The organism is Gracilibacillus xinjiangensis (assembly GCF_042651765.1).
GTDB lineage: Bacteria > Bacillota > Bacilli > Bacillales > Amphibacillaceae > Gracilibacillus > Gracilibacillus xinjiangensis.
Window position 1 is genome coordinate 1,060,094 of the sequence record NZ_JBHSDT010000004.1, and the last position, 17,662, is coordinate 1,077,755.

16 protein-coding genes are annotated in these 17,662 nt (G+C 36.2%); 13 read left to right on the forward strand and 3 right to left on the reverse strand.

Features of this window, described 5'->3' with window-relative positions:
- Positions 1-108: 108 nt before the first annotated feature.
- From ACFOY7_RS09150 to pepF, 12 genes are all read left to right on the forward strand, one after another.
- Positions 109-1,788: a peptide ABC transporter substrate-binding protein gene (locus tag ACFOY7_RS09150; protein ID WP_390251586.1), complete on the forward strand. Its 1,680-nt coding sequence runs from the start codon at positions 109-111 to the stop codon at positions 1,786-1,788.
- A 124-nt stretch (positions 1,789-1,912) separates the two neighbouring features.
- On the forward strand, positions 1,913-2,845 hold the full coding sequence (gene opp3b / locus ACFOY7_RS09155; RefSeq protein ID WP_390251588.1) for an oligopeptide ABC transporter permease: 933 nt from the start codon (positions 1,913-1,915) through the stop codon (positions 2,843-2,845).
- On the forward strand, positions 2,845-3,993 hold the full coding sequence (gene opp3C, locus ACFOY7_RS09160) for an oligopeptide ABC transporter permease (RefSeq protein WP_390251590.1): 1,149 nt from the start codon (positions 2,845-2,847) through the stop codon (positions 3,991-3,993). Before opp3b ends, opp3C begins: the two co-directional genes overlap by 1 nt.
- 17 nt (positions 3,994-4,010) lie before the next feature.
- Positions 4,011-5,057, forward strand: a complete 1,047-nt coding sequence (locus ACFOY7_RS09165; RefSeq protein ID WP_390251592.1) for an ABC transporter ATP-binding protein — start codon at positions 4,011-4,013, stop codon at positions 5,055-5,057.
- Complete coding sequence (locus ACFOY7_RS09170; RefSeq protein ID WP_390251594.1) at positions 5,054-5,974, forward strand: ABC transporter ATP-binding protein; 921 nt, start codon at positions 5,054-5,056, stop codon at positions 5,972-5,974. The genes ACFOY7_RS09165 and ACFOY7_RS09170 overlap by 4 nt, the downstream gene beginning before the upstream one ends.
- Before the next feature lie 157 nt (positions 5,975-6,131).
- Entirely contained in the window at positions 6,132-7,355 is a 1,224-nt protein-coding gene (locus ACFOY7_RS09175) for a putative glycoside hydrolase (RefSeq protein ID WP_390251596.1), read from the forward strand.
- Between the two features lie 85 nt (positions 7,356-7,440).
- Positions 7,441-8,043: a GNAT family N-acetyltransferase gene (locus tag ACFOY7_RS09180; RefSeq protein ID WP_390251598.1), complete on the forward strand. Its 603-nt coding sequence runs from the start codon at positions 7,441-7,443 to the stop codon at positions 8,041-8,043.
- A gap of 218 nt (positions 8,044-8,261) precedes the next feature.
- Complete coding sequence (spxA, locus tag ACFOY7_RS09185) at positions 8,262-8,657, forward strand: transcriptional regulator SpxA (protein ID WP_390251601.1); 396 nt, start codon at positions 8,262-8,264, stop codon at positions 8,655-8,657.
- A 337-nt stretch (positions 8,658-8,994) separates the two neighbouring features.
- A complete protein-coding gene (mecA, locus tag ACFOY7_RS09190; RefSeq protein ID WP_390251603.1) occupies positions 8,995-9,678 on the forward strand; it encodes an adaptor protein MecA in 684 nt (227 codons plus the stop codon).
- A 196-nt stretch (positions 9,679-9,874) separates the two neighbouring features.
- Positions 9,875-11,269, forward strand: coding sequence for an MDR family MFS transporter (locus ACFOY7_RS09195; protein WP_390251605.1), 1,395 nt, complete (start codon positions 9,875-9,877; stop codon positions 11,267-11,269).
- Between the two features lie 49 nt (positions 11,270-11,318).
- Complete coding sequence (locus tag ACFOY7_RS09200) at positions 11,319-12,407, forward strand: competence protein CoiA (protein ID WP_390251607.1); 1,089 nt, start codon at positions 11,319-11,321, stop codon at positions 12,405-12,407.
- A gap of 69 nt (positions 12,408-12,476) precedes the next feature.
- Positions 12,477-14,294, forward strand: a complete 1,818-nt coding sequence (pepF, locus tag ACFOY7_RS09205; RefSeq protein ID WP_390251609.1) for an oligoendopeptidase F — start codon at positions 12,477-12,479, stop codon at positions 14,292-14,294.
- Positions 14,295-14,848: 554 nt separating this feature from the next.
- Here the strand turns inward: pepF and ACFOY7_RS09210 are convergent.
- From ACFOY7_RS09210 to ACFOY7_RS09220, 3 genes are all read right to left on the reverse strand, one after another.
- Positions 14,849-15,742, reverse strand: coding sequence for a ClpXP adapter SpxH family protein (locus ACFOY7_RS09210; RefSeq protein ID WP_390251611.1), 894 nt, complete (start codon positions 15,740-15,742; stop codon positions 14,849-14,851).
- A complete protein-coding gene (locus ACFOY7_RS09215; RefSeq protein ID WP_390251613.1) occupies positions 15,739-16,140 on the reverse strand; it encodes a globin domain-containing protein in 402 nt (133 codons plus the stop codon). The genes ACFOY7_RS09210 and ACFOY7_RS09215 overlap by 4 nt, the downstream gene beginning before the upstream one ends.
- Before the next feature lie 176 nt (positions 16,141-16,316).
- Positions 16,317-16,892: a CYTH domain-containing protein gene (locus ACFOY7_RS09220; protein WP_390251615.1), complete on the reverse strand. Its 576-nt coding sequence runs from the start codon at positions 16,890-16,892 to the stop codon at positions 16,317-16,319.
- Positions 16,893-17,040: 148 nt separating this feature from the next.
- On the opposite strand from ACFOY7_RS09220, the gene yjbM reads away from it, so the two are divergent.
- Complete coding sequence (gene yjbM, locus ACFOY7_RS09225; RefSeq protein WP_390251617.1) at positions 17,041-17,661, forward strand: GTP diphosphokinase; 621 nt, start codon at positions 17,041-17,043, stop codon at positions 17,659-17,661.
- Position 17,662 lies beyond the last annotated feature (1 nt).

Sequence of the window (17,662 nt, forward strand, 5' to 3'; positions counted from 1 at the left end):
ATTAACATTCTTAGTGCAAGTGAAGCTGGATGGCTGTATAATACCTTTTATAAGTTTTCAGAAACTTTACAGAATTAACATAAAAAAAATATATGGGAGGCTATTTATATGAAGAATAGAAGTTGGCTTTTAGCGTTGTTCATCGCAATGTTAGCTATAATGTTAGTAGCGTGTTCTACTGGAAACGATAACACTTCAGAGGAAAATACTAACGATGAAGGTAATGAGGAAGCGCAAGACGAAAAAGTACTTAGGATTGCTGAACGTTCTGATATTCCAACAATGGATCCTATCATGACAGAAGACAATGTTTCTACACAGTGGATTGATACGGTTTATGAAGGGTTATATCGTCAAGCACCAGGTGGAGAAATTGTATCTGGTATTGCGAAAATGGAAGAAACAGAAGTGAGTGAAGATGGATTAACTTATACCTTCCATTTACGCGAAGATGCTACATGGGAAAATGGTGATCCAGTAACAGCACATGATTTTGTTTACGGTTGGCAGCGTGCGACTAACCCAGATAATGGTTCATTTTATGGTGATTATCTAATGAACGGAAAAATTAAAAATGCTGAGCAAATTTTTGCCGGAGAGTTAGCACCAGAAGAATTAGGTGTTAGTGCACCAGATGATTATACATTCGTTGTAGAATTGGAAACACCGGTTCCATATTTTGATTCATATGTAATTAACTCTAACTTCTTACCAGCTCACAAAGAGTTTGTGGAAGAGCAAGGAGATAACTTCTCATTGTCACCTGAAAGTATTCTTGCCAACGGTCCATTTAAAATGACGAGCTGGAAGGCAGAAGATGGCTGGGAATTAGAGAAAAACGAAAGCTATTGGGATGCTGAGAATGTAGCGCTTGATGGCATATCTGTAAAAGTTATTAAAGATGATGATACAATGCTTTCTAATTATGAAACAGGTAACTTAGACCGTGTTACATTAGCAGGTGCACAGGTGAAAGATAATCAAACAAGCCCTGAATATCATACACTAACAGAATCATCCGTATTCTATGTGAAAATGAATCAGGGTTCTGTGGAGCATAGTGAGTATATGTCAAACCTTAATTTTAGAATGGCATTAGCAAAAGCAATTAATAAACAAGCATACATTGATGTGGTTTATGGAAATGATTCTACACCAATCGATTTCTTTGTCCCTGCTGAGTTTGCTGAACATCCAGAAACAGGGGAAGATTTTCAAACAGGTAGTGATATATTATCATTTGATGTAGAATCAGCACAAGAATATTGGCAAAAAGCAAAAGAAGAAATCGGTTTTGAAGAAGTAACACTTACATTTATTAACCAAGATAGTGAAGTAGGAAAAACAGTTTCTGAATTCATTAAAACTGAATTAGAAGCTAATTTAGATGGCTTAACAATTAATGCGAAAAATGTACCTTGGGGACAACAATTAGAGCTAATGCGTGACAAAAAATATGATTTAGCTATTTCCGGCTGGGGTCCTGATTATATTGATCCAATTTCATTCCTTGATATTTTCCTGACTGATAGTGAAAATAATGACGTTGGCTATTCAAATGAAGAGTATGACGCTTTAGTGAAATCTGCTAAAGGTGAATTGGCAACTGACCCTGTTGCTCGTTTTGAAGCAATGCAAGAAGCGGAGAAGCTTCTTTTAGAAGAAGCCGGAGTCGCACCAATCTTGCAAAGAAAAACATCTGTACTATTTAAAAATGGTGTAACTGGGTTAGATCAGTTAAATCCATTTGGTAATAACTACAGCTATAAATATGTAGATATCCAATAAAGTCGGATAGTTAAAAACGGGGAGAGAGTAAAGCTGTTATTTAGATAGCTTTACTCTCTTTTCCCCTGTTATTCAAATTGTTAGAATATTTCATTAGTTTAATACCTTATAGGAGGTGGGAAGATTGGCTAAATATCTATTACAACGACTACTATATATGATTATCACATTATTTATAATCATAACCGCCACTTTTTTCTTGATGAAACTGATGCCTGGAACTCCGTTTAATAATCTAGGCGGGAAAATGACCGAAGAACAAGAGGCGGTATTAGAGCAAAAATATGGTTTAGATGAGCCTGTACCTGTCCAATATGTGAAATATCTAACAGGTGTGGTTCGCGGTGATCTCGGCTTGTCTTTTCAATACAATAACCGTCCAGTTACAGACGTAATTTCTGAACGAATTGGTCCATCCGCACAATTGGGTGCGCAGGCATTAATCATAGGATCGATTCTGGGAATCGTATTAGGGATGATTGCAGCAATCAGGTATAATTCTTGGGTTGACTATATATCCAATATAATTGCAGTGATAGGAATATCAATACCTTCCTTTGTCTTTGCCGGATTATTACAATACTATCTTGCCGTTAAGCTGAGATGGTTCCCCGTTTCATTTTGGGAGACTCCTGTTCATACGGTGTTACCGACAATCGCTTTAATGATTTTCCCAATGGCGATTTGCGCCAGGTTTATGCGGACAGAAATGCTTGATGTATTAGGTTCTGATTATATTGAATTGGCGCGTGCAAAAGGTGTGTCGAGCAGGAGAATTATGTTTAGGCATGCGTTAAGAAATGCATTGATTCCGGTTATTACGGTATTAGGACCAATGACGGTCAGCTTAATGACAGGTACATTAGTTATTGAGCAAATATTCGCGGTTCCTGGAATTGGTGAGCAATTTGTTCGGTCGATTAATACAAATGATTATCCGGTGATTATGGGAACAACGATTTTATTCGCTGTATTGTTTGTTGTTGTTATATTAATTGTTGATTTGCTTTACGGCTTAATTGATCCAAGAATTCGAATTACAGGAGGGAAGGACTAATGGACAAAGAAACTAAAAAATACAGTCATGAGAAGTTTCAGCGTGTCCATTTACAAGAAGAGTTAGGTGAAAAACTCACTCGTCCTCAACTCTCCTATTGGAAAGATGCCTGGCTTCGTTTAATGAAGAATAAAGGAGCAATCGCTGGATTAATTGTCATCATATTGATTGTATTGCTTGCATTAATTGGACCGCTAATGAATGACTACTCAATGGAAGATGCGAATTATGATGCAGCCTATTTGCCGCCAAAAGTTCAAGGCCTGGGCTGGCTGGGATTGGATGGAATGCAAACACGTGAAGTACAAGGGACAACTGTGGAAGATGCCATCCAGCGTGGATTAGATGGATATGGGATTGATGAAAAATATGTGCAAAATTCAGAAGTTATTGAAGAACCGGATGAGAGTAATGACAATTATTATACGGTTGCAATTGAAGTGGATGCATATGCCTCCAAAGGCTTCGATGATACGTACTATTGGTTTGGCACAGATAGTATGGGACGGGATCTTTGGACAAGAATTTGGAAAGGAACACAAATTTCATTATATATCGGAGTTTTAGCTGCGATGATTGATATGGTGATAGGTGTTCTATATGGTGGGGTCTCCGGTTATTACGGTGGACGTACAGATAATATAATGCAGCGAATTATTGAAGTTTTATCAGGAATACCAAACTTAGTTGTCGTTATTTTAATGATTATGCTGCTTGATCCTGGTTTACTAGCGATCACTATAGCATTGACAATTACTGGCTGGATTGGTATGGCAAGAATTGTCCGCGGGCAAGTAATGAAATTAAAGGGACAAGAGTTTGTTTTAGCAGCAAGAACGTTAGGTGCAAACGATAAACGAATTTTAATGAAACATTTGATTCCAAATGTAATGAGTGTGATCATTATACAGACAATGTTTACAATACCTAGTGCGATTTTCTTTGAATCCTTTTTAAGCTTTATTGGACTTGGACTACAACCGCCAATTGCATCATTAGGGACATTAATTGATTCAGCATTTGATGATTACAGAGTATATCCATACATGTTATTATTCCCTGCTGTAATTATTTCTTTATTGATGATTGGTTTTAATATATTAGCCGATGGAGTTCGTGATGCATTAGATCCGAAAATGAGACGATAGAAAGCGGGGTGGAAGAGATGGAAACAATATTAGATGTGAACAATTTGAATATAACCTTTGATACGTACGGTGGCAAGGTACAAGCGGTGAGAGGTGTTAATTTCTCACTAAAAAAAGGGGAGACCCTGGCGATTGTTGGGGAGTCAGGCTCAGGGAAGTCTGTTACAACAAAGGCCCTAATGGGTTTAATCAAAAAGCCAGCAGGTAAAATACCTGAAGGTGAAATTTTGTTTGAAGGCAAAGACTTAGCGAAATTAAGTAATAAACAAATGCAAAAGATTCGAGGAAAAGATATATCTATGATTTTCCAGGATCCAATGACATCATTAAATCCAACAATGAAAATTGGTAAGCAAATCATGGAAGGTCTAATTCTTCATCAAGGGAAAAGTAAAGATGAGGCTAGAGCGAGAGCTCTGGAATTATTAAACCTTGTAGGGATTCCAAACCCTGAGAAAAGGATAGACCAATACCCTCACCAATTCTCTGGCGGGATGCGGCAACGTGTCGTAATTGCAATTGCTCTTGCTTGTAATCCGAAAGTGTTAATTGCAGATGAACCAACAACAGCTTTAGATGTAACGATCCAAGCACAAATCATTGAATTAATGAAGGACATTCAAGAGAAAATGGATACATCGATTATATTTATTACCCATGACCTTGGAGTTGTTGCCAATGTAGCAGATCGTGTTGCTGTAATGTATGCAGGGAAGATTGTGGAAATCGGTACTGTGGATGATGTTTTTTATAATCCCAAACATCCGTATACATGGGGGTTACTTGGATCAATGCCAACGGTTGACAGTAATGAAGGGAAATTACTAGCAATTCCCGGTACACCGCCTGATTTAATCCAACCGCCTAAAGGGGATGCTTTTGCTGCAAGAAATGAGTTTGCTTTAGCGATAGATTTTGAAGAAGAGCCTCCAATGTTTAAAGTGTCTGATTCCCATTATGCGGCAACATGGCTTTTACATGAAAATGCGCCAGAAATTGAGCCGCCTCCAGCAGTGAAAAAACGAATGGCGGGCATCTCTGGTCAGGAGGGAAGTCAATCATGAAGCAACAAGAAAAAATATTAGAAGTAAAAGATTTAAAACAACATTTCCATACAGGAAAAAATAATGTTGTTAAAGCAGTGGACGGAATTAGCTTTGATATCTACCGAGGTGAAACTTTTGGTCTTGTTGGGGAATCGGGTTGTGGAAAATCAACTACCGGAAGAACAATTATTCGATTATACAATGCAACGAGCGGTGAGGTTGTTTTCAATGGAACGGATGTGCATAGTGTAAAATCGAAAAAAGATTTAAAAGCTTTTAATCGTCAGATGCAGATGATTTTTCAAGATCCGTACGCCTCTTTAAACCCTCGAATGACAGTTAAAGACATCATTGCAGAGGGTATGGATATTCATGGACTGGCAAAAAATGATAAAGAAAAGACGGCAAGAGTTCATGAGCTTCTGGAAACAGTTGGGTTGAACAAACAGCATGCCTCCCGTTATCCCCACGAATTCAGTGGTGGTCAACGTCAGCGAATTGGGATTGCCAGAGCTCTTGCAGTTAACCCGGAGTTTATTATTGCAGATGAACCTATTTCTGCACTTGATGTTTCCATTCAAGCGCAAGTAGTTAACTTAATGAAGGAATTGCAGGAGGAAAGAGGTCTGACCTATCTATTTATTGCCCATGACCTATCAATGGTAAAATATATTAGTGACAGGATTGCTGTTATGTATGCAGGGAGAATTGTAGAACTAGCGGAAAGTGATGAACTCTACAATAATCCGTTGCATTCTTATACTAGGTCATTGTTATCAGCAATACCTGTTCCAGATCCGGAATTTGAGAGAAACAGGGAACGTGTTGCTTTTGATCCGGAAAATTATCATCCAGAGGATTCTGACCTGCGGGAAGTGAAACCAGGACATTGGGTGTTATGTACAGACGAAGAATTCAAACAATTACAAGCATAAATAAAGGCTCTTATCTTTAAGTGGATAAGAGCCTTTCCATCATATAAATAACATGATACGACTGATAAATTTAAAAAAATTGGTGGAATTTTAACAAAAGTATCGAGATTTTCTATATAATGTATGTAAACAAAAAAATGTAGGAGTTTGATAGAAAATGATGAACCTCGCTCAACTAAGAAGTAAGCTCATGATTCTATGTGTTACTGGATTTTTGTTAGTCCCTGTAAGTATGTATGCAGATGAGACAACAGACGAGACTTTAAGTGCATCTTTACATACGTTAAAGCAAAATTCGTCGTCTTTGTTGGAGGTTCCAACTAATCTCCCGCTATTTACATATCAATCTGGCTTGAATTTTGAGTATCCAGATGCTGTTCGTGGAATTTACGTAACTGGTCCCTCTGCAGGCGGCGCCCGGTTTAAAAATTTGATCAGTTTAGTGGAATCGACTGACCTGAATGCGATGGTTATTGATGTGAAAGAAGACCATGGGAATTTAACTTTTAAACCTGAAGAAGGATCAGAATTTGAAGACATTTCTTTAAATTATATTAAGGATGCTAGAGCAATGTTAGAAGTTTTAGAGGAGAAGCAAATTTATCCAATCGCGAGAATTGTTGTGTTTAAAGATTCGGTGTTAGCAAAAAAACGTCCGGATTTATCTTTCACAAAAAATGGGGAAGTTTGGGTAAATGGGAAAGGGGAAGCGTTTGTTAGTCCATTTAAAAAAGAAGTTTGGGATTATAATGTGAAATTGGCTAAAATGGCAGCAGAACTTGGATTTAAAGAGATTCAATTTGATTACGTTCGTTTCCCTGAAGGATTTGAAAAGAGAGATAAAGAACTGACTTACGATCAAGGTGATTATAAAGAATCAGATCAAAATGATGTCAAAAAAAGGGTAGAAGCTGTAACAGATTTTGTTGCATATGCAAAAGAAGAGCTATCATACTATGATGTGGATGTCTCTGTAGATATCTTTGGCTATTCTGCCACAATTGAAGAAGCTCCTGGCATCGGACAAAATTTCTCAAAAATATCAGAGAATGTTGATGTTATTTCTTCAATGATATATCCAAGTCATTGGACATCATATTTCGGAATTGACAATCCTGATAAGGAGCCGTATCGACTTGTAGATGAATATGCAAAGGTTGAGAATGAGGTGCTGGGAAAGTTGGAAAACCGCCCAGTTTCAAGACCATGGATTCAGGATTTCGAAGCGCCATGGCTATATAATGGGGCAACCTTCCAATATGGGAAAGAAGAAGTGGAAGCACAGATACGTGCATTAAATGAGAACGGTATTGATGAATTTCTTATTTGGAATGCAGGTAACTCCTATACCGAAGGAGTAGATTATACACCATTAAATTAATTTTTTAATTATGTTTAATGTTTAATTAGAACGGGTATATTAATTGCGATGACCACGAAACAAAGATTGCATAGAGGTGTTGTGATTGAACTGGTATGAAAAATTGAATCAATACTTTCCTGTAGAAGAGATGAAATCGAAAGAACATATGGAAATTCTTTTACAAGAAAAAAGCGACGTGTACTATAAAGATGAGGGGAAACATCATGTTCTGATGTATGCAGAATTTCCATCATTTATCTTTATAGATTATGTCTATGTTTCTAAAGAATCGCGCGGACAAGGTGTTGGCCATCAATTAATGGAGAAACTGAAAAGGAAACAGAAACCAATCATCTTGGAAGTTGAGCCTTACGATTATAAGGATACCGATTCTACCAAGCGACTCCGGTTTTATCAACGAGAAGGATTCAAACATGCATTATCAATTGGATATACTAGAAAGTCACTAGCTACAAACGAGAATAATACATTAGAAATCCTATATTGGTCGCCTACAGGTGAGAATGAAGAACAAATTTATCAACAAATGAAAAGAATGTATGAGGATATTCATACATATAAAGATGAAGAAATCTACGGGAAGTCCTATCAACCAGTTGAAGAAGTACTGACATATGGTCAAGAACGTGAGACAAGTGACATCTTTAAATCCCTGGAAGAATATGAAGAAAAAAAGAAAAAATAATCATTAAAAAAGGTTTAGTAAAGGAAAGGAAGGGTATACTCTAGTTAAGTAAATAATGTGGAAAAAGTGAAGAAAATCACGTGAGGCTCTATCATTCAAACACATTATGTAGTATACTTAGTACATAGTTAGTAGTTTAAACTAATTTTAATGTAATAAAAGATGTTAAACAAGACATCCATATTATAAATTAAATCGATATTGAGGAGTGAAGTTACATGGTAACACTTTATACCTCGCCAAGTTGTACATCATGTCGGAAAGCCAAAGCATGGTTAGAGGAGCATGACATTGCATTTCACGAACGTAATATTTTCTCAGAGCCATTATCGCTTAATGAAATCAAAGAGATTTTACGAATGACAGAAGACGGTACAGATGAAATCATCTCTACCCGTTCAAAGGTTTTCCAAAAATTGAATGTGAATTTAGATCAGTTACCTTTAAAGGATTTATTTCAATTAATTCAGGATAATCCAGGTTTATTAAGAAGACCCATTATCTTAGATGAGAAAAGACTTCAAGTAGGTTATAACGAAGATGAAATTAGACGCTTCCTACCACGTACTGTAAGAACATTTCAATTACGTGAGGCGCAAAGAATGGTTAATTAAAAAGCAGATCTCTTAAAGATCTGTTTTTTTTTCCAATAATTCATTAAAATGGGTAGTATCTAAACATAAAATGATGTATTTATCTAATGACAAATGATATAGAATAAGCTACAATCTATAGTTAATACCTCCTTTATTTTATTTCAATGGTGAAAAAAATTAATAAAATTAAGTTTTTATGTTTTCAAATTAGCAGTCATTGTCATACAATAAAGATAACACCTTTTCATTAAATGGTTTAGCAATGTATTAGGGTATGAGAAAGTTAAGGGTTTAGATAGATGAATGGTGATTCCCTTCCAACCCAAACATTCATATAAGAAGGGAGAGTTAATCTATGGAAATAGAAAGAATTAATGAGAATACGATCAAATTCTACATTTCATACATGGATATCGAAGACAGAGGCTTTGATCGTGAAGAAATTTGGTATAATCGCGAAAAAAGCGAGCAATTGTTTTGGCAAGTCATGGATGAAGTAAATTATAATGAAGAAGACTTTCAAATAGACGGACCTTTGTGGATTCAGGTGCAAGCACTGGAAAAGGGACTGGAAATTGTTGTTACAAAGGCACAAATATCAAAGGACGGGCAGAACTTACAGTTGCCAACAGAGTCTGGTAAGACGATTGATATGCCTGTGGACGATAAGATTGAATCTTTATTAGAGGAGAAGTTTGGGCCTTTAAATAGAGATGAAGTCGAAGTTGAGGAACAGTATGGACATGACTTTGTTGTAGTAGTCAGCTTTCGAGACTTAGAGGATATTATCCAATTGAGTCACATATTTGAAACGGTCGAAGGTATGGGGGAAGAGCTTTACTTCTATAACGGAAAATACATGCTCATAACAAGGTTCGATGAGGAATATTTGTCAGATGATGAGCAAGAAGATTTAATTAGCCAGATTTTGGAATTTGGCAGTGAGTCTACGGAAACAATGTTTGTTGTACAAGAATATGGGAAAGTAATCTTTGCAGAGGATGCATTAGCACAAGTTAAAGAACACTTTCAAGCATAACTAGGTATTTCTAATAAGAAATACCTATTTTTTTTTGAAAAAAAACTAAATACAGTTTGAATCATTGATAAAAATGAAGGTAAACAAATATTTCGTAATACGAAATAATCTGTGTTAATATATTTAAAGTGTGTAAAATTATTATGATTAGTATAGATTATAAAAGACGTTAAATAGAAAGAAGGAAATTAAATTTATGAATGAAGGACCAATAAATCGTACTCCGCTTATGGTTGTACTAATTTCAGGAGCATTTGTGGCAATCTTAAACCAAACATTACTAGGTACAGCATTACCACATATTATGACTGATTTGGAAATCAATGAAGCGTTGGCACAGTGGCTTCAATCCATCTTTTTGCTGGTAAATGGAATTATGATTCCAATTACTGCTTTTTTAATTGGCAAGTTTTCAACAAGGGCATTATTTTTAACAGCTATGGGCAGTTTTGCTGCCGGTACTTTGGTTTGTGCGATGGCACCAGGTTTTTATGTATTACTAGTTGGACGTGTACTGCAGGCAGCAGGTGCAGGTATAATGATGCCATTAATGCAAACAATTATGTTTTTAGTATTCCCTATTGAAAAAAGAGGATCAGCAATGGGGATGTTCGGGCTAGTAATCGCATTTGCACCTGCAATTGGACCGACCTTATCGGGTTATTTAGTAGAGCATTTCGATTGGCGAAGTTTGTTTTATGTGATTTTGCCGATTGCAGTTATTGATATCATCGTCGCATATAAAATCTTAGTGAATGTAACAAAACAAACGAATCCAAAAGTTGACATTTCATCAATTATCTTATCAACATTAGGCTTTGGGGGATTGTTATATGGATTCAGTACTGCTGGTGATGTGAACCATGGTTGGACGAGCCCCTTAGTCTATATTCCTTTAATTATTGGTGCGGTCACTTTGTATATCTTTATTAAACGTCAATTAAAGTTACAACAGCCGATATTAGAATTTCGAATCTTTCAATACAAAATGTTTACATTAACAACTGCCATTGGAATGATTTCGTTCTTTGCAATGATTGGCGGGGCCATTATTTTACCAATCATGATGCAAAGTTACCTTGGATTTTCTGCATTGCAATCAGGTTTGATGCTGCTTCCTGGGGCATTGTTAATGGGTGCGATGAACCCGATAACAGGTAAATTGTTTGATAAATTTGGTGCTAGATGGTTAGCGATTACCGGACTAGGGATACTAGTTGTGACTACATTCTTATTTTCCATTTTAACTACAGAAACGAGTTATCTTTACTTAACGGTTGTTAATGCCTTTAGAATGTTCGGGATAGCGATGGTAATGATGCCAGTTACAACAGCTGGATTAAATCAGTTGCCGAGTAACATGGTGCCTCATGGTACGGCAATGAACAATACAATGAGACAGATGGCCGGAGCTATCGGTACAGCATTATTAGTCTCCATAATGATTAATCAAGCCAATCCATCGAATGGAATGGAGGGAATGATTCATGGTGTAAATGTTTCATTCCTGGTTGCTGCCATTATATCAGCAGCAGGCTTTATTTTATCATTTTTCATTAAAAATTCGATTCCAGGTCAAATAGAAAATTAAGCAGGAAAAATCACTTCCATGTCGAATAGATCATGATGGAGGTGATTTTTTGTTACAAGCATTAAATAGTGACGGGGAGTTAGTCACACTTTATAATTTAAGTGCCGATAGACTGTCTAAACTTAAAGAGGAAGGCCGGTTTTATTGTCCTGACTGTAAAGAAGAATTAATTATTCGCGCAGGGGAGAAAGTGATTGCCCATTTTGCTCATCGTAAGAAATCTACATGCCAGCATGGAGGTGAGGGAATATACCATGAAAAAGGAAAGCTTGATTTATACTTATGGTTGAGAAAACAGGGGATTCCAGTGAAGTTAGAATTTTATTTAGCAGAAATCAAGCAACGTCCGGATTTATTAGTGGAAATTGGTACGAAAACTTTAGCTATTGAATACCAGTGTGCAGAAATATCTATAATTGATATGAAAAAAAGGACGGAAAGCTACCTGAGCGCAGGTATTGTACCCCTCTGGATTTTAGGTGGAAATAAGTTGAAACGCTTATCAAGCCGAGTCCTTAAATTAACCGCTAATGATGCAAGCTATATCCATCAATTTCATCAACATTTCCCTTTATCCATTTATTATTACTGCAGCACACAGAAACAGTTTATCTTCTTTCAAGACTTCTCTTTCTTATCCCAAACGAAAGCATTTGGTAATCTGTTAATACTATCTATAGAGAAATGTATATTAAAAGACTTTTTCACCCTCAGAAAGTTACCGACATACCATTTGTTACAAACATGGAGACATGAATTACAAAAATGGCGCAATCGCCCTGTACCCGTTCATCAGAAAAAAGAAACAGCATGGCGACAGTGGCTTTATCTCCAAGGCTTAAATGTCCAGACATTACCGTACTTTGTCAATTTACCGATACAGTGTGGGTTTATGTTAAAAACACCGCCATGGGTTTGGCAGAGCCGTCTTTATCTAGAGTTAATTGTTAAACAGAGAAAGTTTAGCTTCAGAAATGCAATGGATATTCTTAACACACAACTGTATCCTGCTTCACATTTCCCTCTAATTCATTCCACATTACATCCCATAAAAGAATATTTTCAGCAACTTGAACGGATAGGGATTCTAAAGAGCAATAAACAAAATATATATGTTGTAATACGTCTAACTGTATGATTGGTACCATTCTAAGTTATAATAAAGATAGGCAATTATTCAAAAGTTTGTCAAAGGAGGAAATGTAATATGGCAAAAGTACAAAAGTCTTTACCAGCCCGTCAAGAGATTCCCGAGGAACTAACATGGAGATTGGAAGATATTTATGCTACGGATGATGAGTGGGAAAAAGAATGGCAAGCAGTGAAGGAACAATTACCGAAGTTCTCCTCCTACCAAGGGAAGTTAAATGAATCTGCTGAGAAACTGTATGAATTATTTCAACTCCAGGATGAAATATCTGATCGTTTAGGTACACTATATACATATGCCCATATGCGTTACGATCAAGATACAACGAATTCATCTTACCAAGCAATGAATGCGAAAGCGGAGAACCTGCTAACACAAGCATCTAGTGTAATGAGTTTTATTACACCAGAGATTTTGACATTGGATGAAGCTACTTTAGAACGATATGTAAAGGATTATGAGCCATTACAATTATATAAACATACACTTGATGAGATCAATCGTAAGAGACCACACATTTTATCGGAAAAAGAAGAAGCTTTATTGGCAGAAGCATCTGAAGTGACAGATAATGCTTCTCAAACATTTGGTATGTTAAATAATGCGGATATTACTTTTCCATCAATAACGGACGAAAATGGAGAAGAGGTTGATTTAACACATGGCCGCTACATTAACTTCCTAGAATCAAAGGATCGCCGTGTCCGCCGGGATGCCTTTAAAGCAATGTATGAAACATTCGGCAGCCTAAAGAATACTTTTGCATCGACATTGCAAGGGGTTGTAAAAAAAGATAACTTCTATGCAAAGGTACGTAACTATGAGAGTGCAAGACAAGCAGCATTAGACCGTAATAATATTCCGGAGTCTGTATATGATAACTTGATTGAAGCGATTCACGAAGGACTTCCACTACTGCAACGATATATTTCTTTGCGCAAAAAGGTAATGGACTTGGATGAGCTTCATATGTATGATTTATATACCCCGCTAGTGAAAGATGTTGATATGACATTTACATTTGAGCAAGCTCAGAAGACGGTATTGGAAGCATTAAGACCGCTTGGTGAAGACTATCTGCAAGTGATGAAAAAAGCGTTTGAAGATCGCTGGATCGATGTAGAGGAAAATAAAGGGAAGAGAAGCGGGGCATATTCTTCAGGTTCCTATAGCACAAATCCATACATTTTAATGAACTGGCAAGATAACTTAAACAACTTATTTACATTAGCGCATGAGTTAGGTCACTCGATGCACAGTTATTATACACACGAAAACCAGCCTTATCGCTATGGTAACTACTCGATTTTTGTAGCAGAGGTTGCTTCCACATGTAATGAAGCATTATTAAATGACTATCTTGTTGCAAAAACAGATGATGTGAAGGAAAAGTTATATTTACTAAATCATTTCTTAGAAGGCTTCCGAGGTACTGTATTTAGACAAACGATGTTCGCTGAATTTGAGCATAAGATTCACGTCATGGAACAAGAGGGAGAAGCACTGACGGCAGATAAACTGACCGAAGTATATTATGAGCTGAATAAAAAATACTTTGGTAATGATTTAAATATCGATGAAGAAATAGGCTATGAGTGGGCAAGAATTCCTCACTTTTATTACAATTATTATGTCTATCAATATGCTACAGGGTACGCGGCGGCACAATCATTAGCTGCGCAAATTTTAGAAGAAAAAGAACCTGCAGTTAAACGATATATTGACTATTTAAGTGCCGGCAGCAGTGATTATCCGATTGAAGTTTTAAAACATGCCGGAGTAGACATGACAGAGAAGAAACCAGTGTTAAATGCATTGAAGGTATTTGAAGAGAAACTAAATGAACTGGAAAAACTGTTGGAAGAAATAGAGTAAACGAAAAAGGCTGCCACACGAACCTAATGTGGCAGCCTTTTTCCAAACCCTTTAAATTTCTTTCTATCAAAGTAGAAATACACGGACATATAAATAGTAATAAATAACAGGGGAATGGTTAAATACATTGGGATTAAGCGCATTAATCCAAATATATTCAGGAATAAAGCGAATAGTGGCAATAAAAAAATTAGCACTCGCATAAGTATCCCAACCTTTGCAATTTTTTAGTTCCAAGGATAACCCGAAGCAAAAAATAGAGGTGCTCTATAGATATGAGGCTAATGTAGAGCATGGCAGAGAAGAAGTCTACAATAGAGCAGTTATGATTTAATGTAACATTTTACTACTACTCTATGCGGGATTGAAAAAAATAGAAGTGTGACACTTTTGTGAATTGTTGCACATATGTATTGCCATGGAAAAAAACAATTGTTATAGTTTAAGTATGAAATGTTTACAAACAAACCCCTTTGTTTGACCTAAACTTTCTCCCATCCCTTATCTAGTAATAGATAAAAAGAAGGACATGTTTACTGACATGTCCTCTCTTGTTATTTTATATATTTCCAAAAGCAGCCATACTTCACAGGAACCTTCTCAACTAGTTGCTTTAGTTGTAATTTTTTCATTTCTTTCTCTGCCTTTTCCATTGTCCAATCATAAACAACAGCAATTTCTTTTGTTGCAACAAATTCATACTGTGTTAAAAAGTCAATTAACTCCGGCTTCTTAGCAGGTAACGGATCTTTTTGAAGCATTTGTTTTAGAACTTTAACATAAATATCATAAGGATAAATACCAGAAATTTTAACTCCTGCTTCTTCGTCAGATTCATTAAAGAAAACCATTGTCGGAATATATTCAACTTCCATTTCTTTCGTTAATTTCAGATCACATTGTAAAGCTTTTGCCGCAGAGTGGGAGTAAAGATCACTTTTAAATTCATCACTATCTAACTGGATCTGTTCCGCACATTGTAAAAGAATTTCTTCACTGGATATATCTTTCTTTTCAAGGAAAGCTAGTTCTTGAATTTTCCGTAAAAATCTCTTCCCAGCCTTTTTCCCTTGCAATTCTGCTGCTTTCACTGCAATTGAAGTTAGTTTAGGATAATGTATTGGGTTTTCGATCCATAAATCTCCATCACAACACATACCTGTTCGATTCGCTGTTTTTTCCCAAATATCTTTCAGCTTCCTTGGTCGTTCGAATTTATCTCTATGCAAATTGGTAAGCTGTCCACTGAGTACAGGCCTTATTGTGAAAAAACGTCCATATTCGACAGTAAGCTTCTTAATATAAGGTTCTAATGACCAGCATTCCGGACATAGTGGATCGACAAATAAGTAAATCTCGATCGGCTTTTTAAGCACATCAATAAAATGAAATCGAGTACTCTGGTTTCGATCTTGGGGTTGCCATGACCCAGCTGAATTCCAATTCACATTGATTCTCCTTTCTCTTCGTCAGGTGTATTCATCATGTGATTGGCTGTAAGTGTTAAACGCTCAAACATGGCACTTCTTACTGGTTCTTCAATTTGAACCTCTTCTAATGCACCCTCCATACACTTCAGCCATGCATCTCTCCTCGTTGGAGTGATTGGAAAGCGTAAGTGCCGCTTCCTCATCATAGGATGCCCATGTTCTTGTATATATAATGGTGGACCACCGAAAAATTGAGTTAAAAATTGTTTTTGTTTACGAGCGACTTCTGTGAAATCATCCGGAAAAATCGGGATTAGATCAGGATGATTTGCAACACGAGCATAAAACGCTTCGACTAATCGATCGATTGTCTCATCGCCACCAATTGCCTCATAAATTGAGTGTACGTTATTCATTTCTTCCAAACCTTTCATTCCGCATTAATCAATGAATTGTTAAAAAATATTCATAATTGTTATTATATTGTAACAGTGAAGTAGTGATTCTAGCAAATAAAGTGTTTTGTTATTTAGTACTATTTACATAAAGGGTTGGCTGTTATTGTACAGTTTATTAGAAGAAGGGTTAACTGCTACAGTGTATGATAAAATCGTTCAATTTTGTTCATTGTTTTTCTCCTTGGAATCGCAAACTTTTTTAATAATTCATTAAATATTGACTCTCCATAGTTTTCTTCTTTACATTCTAATTCCAATTCATAATCTTCCTGTCCATTATAAAAACTGTGGTCCAGTACCACTAACGTATCCTTATACTCAAATTCTGTCCGGTTTGTCTGCAATTTACCGCCATAGCGCAATTGCGTAATTTTAATCCCTAACCGAGTGAGAGCTGTTGCTAATTCATGATCTGGGTTGATCTTATTATCAAACCAATCCGTTGTTTCATGGGCTGAGATTACTTGGTGAGTTTCTAACAAGCCAGCACCATCAGGGTTTGGTTGCTTAAGGGTAACAGTGAAATCATTTCCTTTCTCTCGTATTCTAAGTGCTGCACCTTTATTTTTCAATGAAAAAGATGGGGTTTCAAAATAATGATTAATTTGTGTTATTTGTTTCTTAGAAAACGATTGAAAAAAATCATGAAATAATGCAAATTCTTGTTTCGTTAATAGGTTCTTAAATTCTATTTCAATTTCGTGAGACATACTACGTGCCACCTTTACTTCTATTGTAATCATATTGTGCTTCTTCTTGAACAAAAATGCAAAAATAATACACTAAACAGTTTTGATACAGCAAAACGGATGAAATGTGGTAATATATACTTAGATAAAGACAGAGGTGGTGCTAGATATGGACTGGAAAACTTTCTTGGCACCTTATACACAGGTGGTTGAAGAATTAAAAGTAAAGTTAAGAGGTATGCGATCCCAATTCGAACATGAAACAAACCATTCTCCGATAGAATTTGTAACAGGTCGCGTGAAACCAATTTCCAGTATTAAAGAAAAGATGCGCAGAAAAAACATCCCACTGGAAAAAATTGAAACAGATTTGCAAGATATTGCAGGAGTGCGAGTAGTTTGTCAATTTGTTGATGATATATATGATATTCTTAACCGGCTGAAGTCTCGTAATGATTTTGAAGTGATGGAAGAACGCGACTATATTAAAAGAAAAAAAGAGAGTGGTTATCGTTCCTATCACTTAATTATAGAATATCCGGTCGAAACAATACATGGAGAACAAAGAATTATTGCTGAAATACAAATTAGAACAATGGCAATGAATTTTTGGGCGACAAATGAGCATTCATTAAATTATAAATATGAAGGGCAAATTCCAGAAAGAGTTCAAGCACGTTTGAAAAGAGCGGCAGAAGCAGCGTTTAGTATGGATGAAGAGATGTCGAAAATTAAGGATGAGATTCAGGAGGCTCAAAGAATTTATCATTCGAATAAACAGAATCATTAAT